This window comes from [Flexibacter] sp. ATCC 35103 (assembly GCF_001975985.1).
In the GTDB taxonomy this organism is placed as follows: Bacteria; Bacteroidota; Bacteroidia; order Flavobacteriales; family Flavobacteriaceae; genus Flavobacterium.
This window is the reverse complement of the sequence record NZ_MTQF01000010.1, coordinates 291,914-303,061: the sequence shown is the minus strand read 5'-3', so window position 1 is coordinate 303,061 and position 11,148 is coordinate 291,914. Positions and strand designations below refer to the sequence as shown.

The following is an 11,148-nucleotide window of genomic DNA, read 5'->3' as shown; positions in this document are numbered from 1 at the left end:
CGTTTGGAAGGGATAAGCGCTGAAAGCATATAAGCGCGAAACCCACCACAAGATGAGATTTCTTTTAAGGATCGTGGAAGATGACCACGTTGATAGGCTATAGATGTAAAGGCAGTAATGTCATAGTCGAGTAGTACTAATAATCCGTAAGCTTATGTACACCCTTTTCCTCCGATGCAAATCGGGGGAAGAAACTTTCTAAATACTTTTATGTTTCTTTATCGCAGTATGTTAAGATATTATTTAATTGATCATTCACAATTTATAATTGAGAATTAACAATTATAAAGTTGCCTAAAGCAACTAACGACCTTAAGGTGGTTATTGCGGCGGGGCTCACCTCTTCCCATCCCGAACAGAGTAGTTAAGCCCGCCTGCGCAGATGGTACTGCAGTTATGTGGGAGAGTATGTCGTCGCCTTTCTTTTTAAAAACCCTGATTCAAAAGAATCAGGGTTTTTTGTTTTATAAAAGTTTTTCAAAATTCATCATCTTTTTTATAACTCCTAAATTATATCACATTTAGCATAAAAGTTTAGTAAATGCATCATGATGAATTACATTGTACTACAGCTGAGATGACTGACAATGTCTATAAAGCGGGCTCTGAGAATCGGTTATTTGAAAAATACTAAAGCATTATCTCGATTAAGTGATTCTCAGAGGAGTAATAGAATCAGATTTCTTCTTATTTGTTCGATCTATTTTGAAGTAATTTGTGATGAAATTAATATTAGTGATTTCTGTCTATATTTAATATATTAGATTCGGAATTTTAATTGACAAGTATTATGAAAATTTATATTATAATTTTATTGCTTTTTGGATTTTCTTCTAATGCACAGAAACAAGATGTTCAGAGAACTATTGAAATTTTTTTTGACGGATTTCATCAAAAAGATACTTTAAAGATCCAATCTGTTTGCTCTTCTAAAATTATTTTGCAGTCTATTAGTGAGAGTGTGATTAAAGGGAATAAATTATCAGATGAAAAAGCGAAAGAATTTTATAAATCGATTGCTTCAATTCCGTCAAGTATGAAATTTCAGGAGAAAATATTAAATTATAATATTCAGATTGATGGATGCTTGGCTTATGTCTGGGCTCCTTATGAGTTTTACTTAAATGATAAGCTTAGCCATTCCGGAGTAAATACTTTTACTTTATTTAAAGAAAATAATATTTGGAAGATTATTTACTTAATTGATACCAGAAGAAAATAATTTTTAAATAACGTGCGTAAGATAATAATGGCAGATATCTGCTAATAAACATTCTTCGCATTTAGGCTTTGGTCTGCATGTTTCTCTTCCTAAGAATGAAATAGCCATTCCAATTTCAGACCAAATTGATTTTGGAAGTACTTGCATAAGGTCTTTTTCTACTTTATTTCCGTCTTTACTCTCTTTTATGATTCCAATTCTGGGTGCAACTCTGATCACATGTAAATCTGCAATAATTCCTTCAGCCGGTTTACCAGTTTCTCTTAAAATAACATTTGCTGATTTTCTTCCAATTCCTTTTAGTGCCGTTAAACCCTGCATAGTTAAAGGAATATCTTCATTATTTTTAATAGTTTGAGCAATTTCTAAAAGCCATCCTGCTTTTGTGGGATAATTACGAACTTTACTGATGTAAGGTTTAAAGGTTTCAATATCAGTTTTGGATAAACTTTTAAGGGTTGGAAATTTTTCAAATAATGCCGGTGAAATTGTATTGATATTCGCATCTGAATCCTGTGCAGATAAAACCACCATAACCAATAGCTGATAAGTACTTTTATATTCTAACGGATGGCTTTTTCCTTTATATTTTTTTAAAATGGGTTTTAATTTAATTTCCCAATTTGATGTTTCTCCAAATAAATCCATTATTATCTCATTTTAAATTAAATTTACATTAGCTAACTACCACAAAATTAAGTGCTTTTAATGAAATCAATGATTTTTTTTATTACATTTTGATTTCCTAAAATTTTTCTGTGTCCTAATTGATCTGTCAAAAATAAAGTACCATTTTCGAGGTGTTTATGAATATGAATTCCTGCTTTTACAGGGACTTCTGGATCATGATTATCGTGAATAACAAGTACTGGAATTTGAATTTTCTGAGCTGCTTTATATGCTGAAAAATCATTCATTTTAAGTTGATATTTATTCTCAAAATAATCGCGTAATCCATTACTGATTTCTGATTTTAGACCTAATTTAGAAACAAATTCATCAAGAATATCCTGCACAACATCACCACTTCCAATAATAACAGCATTTTTTACTTGTAGGCCATCTTTAATTGCATTTAATACTGACATTCCACCCAAGGAATGTCCAATTGCAGTTTCAAAAGGGCCATATTGTTTTTCGATTTCTAAAATCGAAGCAATAAATTCAGACATAATAGTAGTTTTTCCTTCTGATTTTCCGTGTGCAGGAGCATCAAAACTTACAGTTGAATAACCATTTTTCAAAAGTTCGTCAGCGATTTTAAATAATTGAGTTCCGCGACCTGACCATCCATGAACCAATAAAATTTTGGGTGCACTTTTTCCGTATTCGTATGTAATAACATTTTTACCAATTGCCGGAACAAAGATTTTTTTTTGAATACTTTTTTGCTCCATTTCCAATTCTCTTTTGGGAACCTTATGTTTTATAGGAGTTGTGAAAAGTTTTACAGCAAATGAAGTGGCTAATTTAACGGATATAAAAGCGAGTACTTTACTGTATAATATAATAATTGATGGAATTTTTAAAGATTGCGTAGGATTAGTTGTCTTTTTTGCCATATCAATAAATTTTTTCTGTAGCCTTGATTTTGCTTATTTTTTCCTAAATTTAGGAAACATAAAAGTAGCATATTAATGAATGCTTACTTAAAAATATTTTACAAATTGGTTTAATAATTCGTTTATAAATTTCTACATGGAAATATTTCATATAAGTGCAGAGTGTTATCCTATGGCCAAAGTTGGAGGTTTGGCTGACGTGGTGGGCGCATTACCAAAATATCAGGCAAATGCAGGTCATCAGATTCGTGTTATTGTTCCTTGTTATGATACTTTATTTAAAAAAGAAAATGATTTTGAAAGTGTTTATTCGGGAATTGTAAAATTGGGGAATTTTGATTTTCCTTTTAATGTATTAAAGGAAGTTACTGATAGGCTAGGCTATGAATTATATCTAATAGAAATTAATGAATTGTTTAATCGCCCAAATGTTTATGGATACGAAGATGATATAGAACGTTTTGTTTCTTTTCAGATCGCAGCTTTAGATTGGATTTCGAGTCGAACAACTGTTCCAGATGTTATTAATTGTCACGATCATCACACTGGATTAATTCCGTTTTTGGTTAAATACGGATATAAATATGAGAATTTAAGAACTGTAAGAACTGTAATTACTATCCATAATGGTTTATATCAGGGTTGGTTTGGGTTTGATAAATTGAATTACTTACCAGAATTTGATTTGATTCATGTTGGATTTTTAGAGTGGAATAATTCTATCAACTCATTGGCCGTTGGTATTAAATGCGCACATGCTGTAACAACTGTTTCTCCTAGTTATTTAGAGGAAATCAATTTTTCGGCAAATGGATTAGAATCATTATTTAATTCCGTGAGAGATAAATCGATAGGTATTTTAAACGGAATTGATATTGAAGTTTGGGATTCTTCTAAAGATATAATGATTGCTGAAAATTATACGATAGAAACTTTAGAAATAGGGAAACAAAAAAATAAGGAGAAAATTTGTGAACAGTTTGAATTAGATCCGTCAAAACCTTTATTTAGTTTCATTGGTCGTTTGTTTGAAGAAAAAGGAGGTGATTTATTGCCTCAGGCTTCGGCGTTGGCTTTGTCTGAAAATTTTGAAAACATAAACATTCTGATTTTAGGGTCAGGAAATAAAGTTATAGAAGAACAGCTGTTTCAATTGAGAAATGACTACAATGGAAATTACAACGTTTTTATTGGATATAATGAAGAATTAGCACATTTGATTTATGCAGGATCAGATTATATTTTAATGCCGTCGAGGGTTGAGCCTTGTGGATTGAATCAGATGTATGCACTGCGTTATGGGACAGTTCCTATAGTTAGAAGAACTGGTGGTTTACGCGATACAGTAATTGATTTTGGCGATAATGGAAACGGAATTTGTCATGATCAGGCTTCGGTTGGGGATATTTGCTACTCTATAAATCGTGCCGTGAAATTGTACAATGATAAAATCAATTTTAATGAAATAAGAAAAAAGGGAATGTCTATAGACCATTCCTGGGAAAGAGTTTGTCAAGAATATATTAAGATATACAACCTAATAATTGAGAAAAATGAAATTTAAAAAGAAAAATGTAGTTGCTATTATTTTAGGAGGAGGACAAGGATCACGTTTGTTTCCATTAACAGAAACCAGATCAAAACCAGCGGTACCAATTGGCGGAAAATATAGATTGGTAGATATTCCTATTTCAAATTGTATCAATTCAGATATCTTTAAAATATTTGTTTTAACACAATTTAATTCAGCATCTTTAAATGCACATATTAAAAACACTTTTAATTTTAGTATTTTCAGTCAGTCCTTTGTTGATATTTTAGCAGCAGAACAAACTCCGGATAATCCAACCTGGTTTCAGGGAACGGCCGATGCTGTTCGTCAATGTATGTCACATTTTTTAAAACACGATTTTGATCATGCTCTCATTCTTTCGGGCGACCAGTTATATCAAATGGATTTTAATGAAATGCTGGAAGCTCACATTGCTGCAGATGCAGAAATTTCTATTGCGACTTTACCCGTAAATGCTAAAGATGCACCTGAGTTTGGAATATTAAAAACATGTCATGAAAGTTTTGTAGAAGCTTTTATAGAGAAACCTCACGCATCATTATTACCTGAATGGGAATCTGAAGTGAGTGAACATATGCAGGAGAAAGGTAAAAAGTATCTGGCTTCAATGGGAATTTATATTTTCAACCGTCAGTTGTTAGAAGATTTAATGGCAGATCCGGAAACAAAAGATTTTGGAAAAGAGATTATTCCGCAAGCTGTTGGAAAACATAAAATTTTGAGTTATCAATATGAAGGATATTGGACTGATATAGGAAATATTGAATCCTTTTTTGAAGCTAATATTGGCTTAACGGCTGATATACCGGAATTTAATTTGTTTGATAATGACAATAAAATTTTCACGAGACCAAGATTATTGCCTCCTTCAAAATTTAGAAATTCGATTATAAATCAATCGTTAATTTCTGAAGGGTGTATTATTAATGCTAAAGAAATTAAGAGTTCTGTAATTGGTATTCGTTCCAGAATTGGTGAAGGTACTGTACTTGAAAATTGTTATGTAATGGGGAACGATTTTTATCAGGATCTGGATGAAATGAATCATGAAAGTACGATTAATAAAATTCATGTAGGAATAGGCGAAAATTGTTTTATAACAAATGCTCTGATTGATAAAAATGTTCGAATTGGAAACAACGTTCATATTAATGGAGGGAAACATTTAGATAATTTTACAAATGAATTATATAGCATAAAAGACGGTATTGTAGTTATTAAAAAAGGAGTTGTTCTGTCTGATAATTTTAGAATTGAATAATATATTAAATTAATTTGTTGCCTTAAAAACCAAATATGAATAAAGTTATCACGCATTCTCTATTTACTGATTTTGATATTGATTTATTCAAAGCAGGGAAACACTTCAAATTATATGAAAAATTAGGCGCACACCTTATTGAAGTGAACGGAGTAAAAGGTGTTTATTTTGCGGTTTGGGCTCCAACTGCTCAATCAGTTTCGGTTGTTGGTGATTTTAATTATTGGATTCAGGGTGAACATTTGTTACAAGTGAGATGGGATTCTTCCGGAATTTGGGAAGGATTTATTCCGGGTGTCGAAAAAGGAGCGCTTTATAAATATAAAATTGAATCAAATATAGACGGAATTGTGACTGAAAAGGCAGATCCGTTTTCTTTGTATTGCGAAAAGCCGCCACATACAGCTTCGGTTGTTTGGGATTTGGATTATAAGTGGAAAGATGAAAATTGGATGCAATCCCGACAAGAGAAAAATGGTCTTGATAAACCTTATTCGGTGTATGAAGTTCATTTGGGTTCTTGGAAACGTGGTGAAAATGATCGTTTTTTAACTTACTTAGAACTCGCCAGCGATTTAGTCAGTTATGTAAGAGAAACAGGATTTACGCACGTAGAATTTATGCCAATTATGGAATATCCCTACGATCCTTCCTGGGGATATCAATTAACAGGGTATTTTGCCCCAACTTCCCGTTTTGGAAAACCACAGGATTTTATGGTTCTGGTTGATAAATTACATCAGGCTGGGATTGGAGTAATTTTAGACTGGGTGCCATCACATTTTCCTGATGATGCGCATGGTTTAGGTTTTTTTGACGGATCGCATTTATATGAACATCCGGATCGACGAAAAGGATATCATCCGGATTGGAAAAGTCTTGTTTTTAATTATGGACGTAATGAGGTTAGGGCTTTTTTAATTAGCAATGCTGTTTTTTGGCTGCACCATTATCATGTTGACGGTCTCCGTGTTGATGCAGTTGCGTCGATGTTATATCTTGATTATTCCAGAGAAGAAGGCGAGTGGGAACCTAATATTTACGGAGGAAGAGAAAATCTGGACACCATTAGTTTTCTTAAAGAATTTAATGAAGTAATCTATGCTAATTTTGATGGAGTTCAGACAATTGCTGAAGAAAGCACTTCTTTTCCAATGGTTTCCAGACCAACTTTTACTGGTGGTTTAGGATTTGGAATGAAATGGATGATGGGCTGGATGCACGATACTTTAAAATACTTTCAGAAAGAAACAGTTTATCGAAAATACCATCAGAATGATTTGACTTTTTCGATGACATATGCTTTTTCAGAGAATTTTATGCTTCCGTTTTCGCATGATGAAGTCGTATACGGAAAAAAATCTATTGCTAACAAAATGCCTGGTGATGAATGGCAGAAATTTGCCAATTTAAGATTGTTGTATGGATATATGTTTACACATCCCGGAACAAAGTTACTTTTTATGGGTTCTGAATTTGGACAAAGTGATGAATGGAATTTTGAAAAAAGCTTAGACTGGCATTTACTGCAATATGATTATCATTCAGGAATTAAAAAGCTAATTACAGATTTAAATCAATTATATAAATCTCGTCCGGCATTGTATGAAAAACAATTTACAGGAGAAGGTTTTGAATGGATTAATTATTCAGATCATCAAAATGCTGTTTTATCTTATATTCGGAAAGGAAATAATTATAAAGAAGATTTAGTTATCGTTTGCAATTTCACCCAAATAATAAGAGAAAATTATAGAATAGGACTTCCACAAAAAGGCAAATTACAAGAGATTTTCAATAGTGACGCCACAATCTACGGAGGAAGTGGAGTTGGAAATTCTAAAGCTTTAAAAATAGAAGAAAAACAGTATGATGGACGAGAATATTCAGTTGAATTGATATTGCCGCCATTAAGTATGGCTGTTTATTGTTTTGTATAAAAGGCAAGTATTTTTTACTAATACCAATTTATCAATTTAACGTTTTTAAATTATTGAATTGTTTGTTTTTTGAGATCTATTTTAACACTCATTCAGAAAAAACGTTTTCGTGAATAAACCTTATATTGATATCGCTTTATGTGGTTTTTTTGTATGTTTGAAAAGAGAGATTAACGTCATTATAATTAATTCATTAGCGATATGATTACAAATACATCATTAGAATACAAAGGCGATTTATATCCATCAAAAATTGTCTCCTACGAACATGAAGGCGATTCGATTTTTTTTAATACTGATAATAAGGTAATTTTAAAAGTCACTATTCTAAGAGACAGTTTAATTCGGTTTCGCTTTACAACCAAAGGTTATTTTAGTAATGATTTTTCATATGCAATTGATAAAACCCAGCTTCACGGTTACAATTTTTTAGAACTTACAGAAGAGGAAACATATTTTCAGATCAGGACCAGCAAAGTAAAATGTAAAATTCAGAAAGCAGATCTGCGCTTGTCGATTTATGATTTAAATGATCTTTTGATTCTTGAAGATGAACTTGGTTTTCATTGGGAAGAGAGTTACGAATATGGCGGGAATATCGTAAAAATGAGTAAATCATCAAAAGATGGTGAATGTTTTTACGGACTTGGTGATAAAGCGACTCAAATGAACTTAAAAGGCAAAAGACTCGAAAATTTTGCTACGGATCAATATGCGTATCAAAAAGATCAGGAACCTTTATATAAAGTAGTTCCGTTTTATATTGGACTTCACAATAAACAATCTTACGGAATTTTCTTTGACAATACTTTTAGAACTTTTTTTGATTTTTGTCAGGAAAGAAGAAACGTTGCGAGCTTTTGGGCTGAAGGCGGCGAAATGAATTATTACTTTATTTATGGACCGCAAATGCAGGATGTGGTTACCACATACACAGATCTTACAGGAAAGCCAGAACTACCGCCATTATGGGTATTAGGATATCACCAATGCAAATGGAGCTATTATCCGGAGAGTAAAGTAAAAGAGATCACTTCAAAATTTAGAGAATTAAAGATTCCTTGCGATGCTATTTATTTGGATATTGATTATATGGAAGGGTTTCGATGTTTTACATGGAATAAACAATATTTTCCGGATCCAAAACAAATGGTTGCTGATTTAGCCGAAGATGGTTTTAAAACTGTTGTAATTATTGACCCGGGAATTAAAATTGATAAAGATTATTGGGTATATCAGGAAGCCTTGGAAAAAGATTATTTCTGTAAAAGGGCAGACGGGCCTTATATGAAAGGTAAAGTCTGGCCTGGAGAATGTAACTTTCCGGATTATACAAATCCTTTAGTAAGAGAATGGTGGGCTGGATTATTTAAAGAATTAATTTCAGATATTGGAGTTAAAGGAGTTTGGAATGATATGAATGAACCTGCAGTTATGGAGGTTCCTAATAAAACTTTCCCGATGGATGTTCGTCACTCTTATGACGGAAATCCTTGCAGTCACAGGAAAGCGCATAACATCTATGGTACACAAATGGCCAGAGCTACTTATCATGGTGTAAAACGTTTTACATATCCTAAACGTCCTTTTGTTATCACCAGATCAGCATATTCAGGCGCACAGCGTTACACTTCATCCTGGACAGGAGATAATGTAGCAACTTGGGAACATTTGTGGATTGCCAATATTCAGGTTCAAAGAATGAGTATTTCCGGAATGGGATTTACAGGTTCTGATATTGGTGGCTTTGCAGAACAGCCTACAGGCGAGTTATATGCACGTTGGATTCAGTTGGGTGTTTTTCATCCATTTTGCAGAACGCACTCTTCAGGAGATCATGGTAATCAGGAACCTTGGGCTTTTGATGAAGAAGTCATAAATATTACCAGAAAATTTGTAAGCCTTCGCTATCAATTATTACCTTATCTGTACACTATGTTCTGGCAATATATTGAAGAAGGAATACCTATGCTAAAACCATTGGTTTATTACGATCAGGATGATACACAAACGCACTATCGTAATGACGAATTCATTTTTGGAAACCAAATTTTGGTATGTCCAATTCTTGAACCTAATGCTGTAGGCAGACGTATGTATATACCAAGAGGTGAGTGGTATAACTACTGGACAAACGAATTTGCTGTAGGAGGAAGAGAAGTGTGGATTGATACAAAATTTGACGAGATTCCTGTTTTTGTAAAAGCTGGTGCAATAATACCAAAATATCCTGTTCAGCAATATGTAGGAGAACTTGAATTTGATGAATTGACCCTGGATTTATACTTTAAAAACGGTAAAGAAAAATCTGTGGTTTATGAAGACGCACAAGATGGCTACGATTATAAAAAAGGACGTTATAGCTTTCTCTCTTTTAGAACTATTGGTAAAGAAAAAGAGTTAATTGTTCAGCTTCATAAAGAGGGGAAATATGATACACCTTACAGTAAATATAAAATTAATTTAATTGGGTTGCCTTTCAAAGTTATCGAAATTGAAATTGATAATGAAAAAATAGAATTCGATAAAATTACTTTTGAAGAAAATCATTTCTTAATTGTTGATAAAGAGTTTAATGAGCTTCATATTATTGGCGAATAAGTAAATTCTGATAATTTTTTAAAGAATTATATAAAACATAAAATAATTATAATTGTATTTTTGTGTGTGTTAAAAAATAAAAATCATGAAAAAACATTTATTCTTAGGGGTTTTCACAGCTATTTTAATGGTTGGTTGTGCAACAAATCCTGTTACAGGAAAGAAAAATTTGAACTTTGTTTCGAACAGCGAATTATTTCCTTCGTCTTTTCAACAATATAATGCTTTCATAGCAGAAAATAAGGTTATTACAGGTACTGCAGATGCTAAAAGAGTAGAAACTGTAGGATCGCGAATTAAAGCTGCTGCCGAAAAATATTTAACTTATCTTGGGCAATCTCAATATTTAAGTGATTACAGATGGGAATATAAACTAGTCGAAAATAAGGAAGTAAATGCATGGTGTATGCCAGGGGGAAAAATCGTGGTTTATTCCGGGATTTTACCAATAACTCAGGACGATGCAGGTTTAGCTACTGTGATGGGGCATGAAGTTTCTCACGCATTAGCTAATCACGGTGCACAAAGAATGAGTGCAGCACAATTACAACAAATTGGTGGAGCGGCTTTAGGAGCAGCTACAAGTGGAAAATCTGAATCAACTCAGCAAATTTTTGCTCAGGCTTACGGATTAGGTTCTGAAGTAGGAGTAATGTTGCCATTTAGCAGAAGTAATGAAACAGAAGCCGATAAAATAGGATTAACACTTATGGCAATCGCAGGCTATAATCCTGATGATGCTGTTGCATTCTGGACTAGAATGTCGGCTAAATCCGGAGGAGCAGGCACACCAGAATTTATGAGTACGCACCCATCAGATGCTACAAGGATTGCCAATATTAAATCATTAATTCCAGAAGCAAAAGCAATGGCACTAAAGGTTGGTGTTATTCGCTAAAAATATTTTTCCTTTGAGTTCAAGGTAAATTAAAAGCTATTCACTGCGGTGAATGGCTTTTTTTATGAAAACACTATTTTAAAAGTTTATA

The 11,148-nt window shown here is 32.8% G+C and carries 8 protein-coding genes and 2 rRNA genes; 8 read left to right on the top strand and 2 right to left on the bottom strand.

Annotation, left to right across the window (positions count from 1 at the left end; translation table 11 throughout):
- The 3 genes from BXU01_RS19855 to BXU01_RS19845 all read left to right on the top strand — a co-directional run.
- Positions 1-160: ribosomal RNA gene (locus tag BXU01_RS19855) — 23S ribosomal RNA — on the top strand; the annotation flags it as partial.
- 153 nt (positions 161-313) lie between these two features.
- Positions 314-423, top strand: a 5S ribosomal RNA gene (gene rrf / locus BXU01_RS19850).
- Positions 424-790: 367 nt separating this feature from the next.
- Positions 791-1,222 (top strand): 3-methyl-2-oxobutanoate hydroxymethyltransferase, encoded by a 432-nt coding sequence (locus BXU01_RS19845; RefSeq protein ID WP_083694896.1) that lies wholly within the window; start codon positions 791-793, stop codon positions 1,220-1,222.
- Positions 1,223-1,225: 3 nt separating this feature from the next.
- On the opposite strand, the gene nth is transcribed toward BXU01_RS19845, so the two are convergent.
- Together nth and BXU01_RS19835 are read right to left on the bottom strand one after the other, a co-directional pair.
- Complete coding sequence (nth, locus tag BXU01_RS19840; protein ID WP_083694895.1) at positions 1,226-1,870, bottom strand: endonuclease III; 645 nt, start codon at positions 1,868-1,870, stop codon at positions 1,226-1,228.
- 47 nt (positions 1,871-1,917) lie between these two features.
- Positions 1,918-2,784 carry an alpha/beta fold hydrolase gene (locus BXU01_RS19835; RefSeq protein ID WP_083694894.1) on the bottom strand — a complete coding sequence of 289 codons (867 nt, stop codon included), beginning with the start codon at positions 2,782-2,784 and terminating at the stop codon, positions 1,918-1,920.
- A gap of 136 nt (positions 2,785-2,920) precedes the next feature.
- On the opposite strand from BXU01_RS19835, the gene BXU01_RS19830 reads away from it, so the two are divergent.
- From BXU01_RS19830 to BXU01_RS19810, 5 genes are all read left to right on the top strand, one after another.
- Positions 2,921-4,348 (top strand): glycogen synthase, encoded by a 1,428-nt coding sequence (locus tag BXU01_RS19830; protein ID WP_083694893.1) that lies wholly within the window; start codon positions 2,921-2,923, stop codon positions 4,346-4,348.
- Positions 4,338-5,618: a glucose-1-phosphate adenylyltransferase gene (locus BXU01_RS19825; protein ID WP_083694909.1), complete on the top strand. Its 1,281-nt coding sequence runs from the start codon at positions 4,338-4,340 to the stop codon at positions 5,616-5,618. The genes BXU01_RS19830 and BXU01_RS19825 overlap by 11 nt, the downstream gene beginning before the upstream one ends.
- Positions 5,619-5,653: 35 nt before the next feature.
- Positions 5,654-7,558 carry a 1,4-alpha-glucan branching protein GlgB gene (gene glgB, locus BXU01_RS19820; protein ID WP_083694892.1) on the top strand — a complete coding sequence of 635 codons (1,905 nt, stop codon included), beginning with the start codon at positions 5,654-5,656 and terminating at the stop codon, positions 7,556-7,558.
- A 201-nt stretch (positions 7,559-7,759) separates the two neighbouring features.
- A complete protein-coding gene (locus tag BXU01_RS19815) occupies positions 7,760-10,159 on the top strand; it encodes a glycoside hydrolase family 31 protein (protein ID WP_083694891.1) in 2,400 nt (799 codons plus the stop codon).
- Between the two features lie 85 nt (positions 10,160-10,244).
- Positions 10,245-11,057, top strand: a complete 813-nt coding sequence (locus BXU01_RS19810) for a M48 family metallopeptidase (RefSeq protein ID WP_083694890.1) — start codon at positions 10,245-10,247, stop codon at positions 11,055-11,057.
- Positions 11,058-11,148 lie beyond the last annotated feature (91 nt).

What these genes read in the sequence shown, in the direction of transcription:
- BXU01_RS19845 (WP_083694896.1), top strand. Translation starts at nt 791, where the DNA reads ATGAAAATTTATATTATAATTTTATTGCTTTTTGGATTTTCTTCTAAT.
- nth (WP_083694895.1), bottom strand. Translation starts at nt 1,870, where the DNA reads ATGGATTTATTTGGAGAAACATCAAATTGGGAAATTAAATTAAAACCC.
- BXU01_RS19835 (WP_083694894.1), bottom strand. Translation starts at nt 2,784, where the DNA reads ATGGCAAAAAAGACAACTAATCCTACGCAATCTTTAAAAATTCCATCA.
- BXU01_RS19830 (WP_083694893.1), top strand. Translation starts at nt 2,921, where the DNA reads ATGGAAATATTTCATATAAGTGCAGAGTGTTATCCTATGGCCAAAGTT.
- BXU01_RS19825 (WP_083694909.1), top strand. Translation starts at nt 4,338, where the DNA reads ATGAAATTTAAAAAGAAAAATGTAGTTGCTATTATTTTAGGAGGAGGA.
- glgB (WP_083694892.1), top strand. Translation starts at nt 5,654, where the DNA reads ATGAATAAAGTTATCACGCATTCTCTATTTACTGATTTTGATATTGAT.
- BXU01_RS19815 (WP_083694891.1), top strand. Translation starts at nt 7,760, where the DNA reads ATGATTACAAATACATCATTAGAATACAAAGGCGATTTATATCCATCA.
- BXU01_RS19810 (WP_083694890.1), top strand. Translation starts at nt 10,245, where the DNA reads ATGAAAAAACATTTATTCTTAGGGGTTTTCACAGCTATTTTAATGGTT.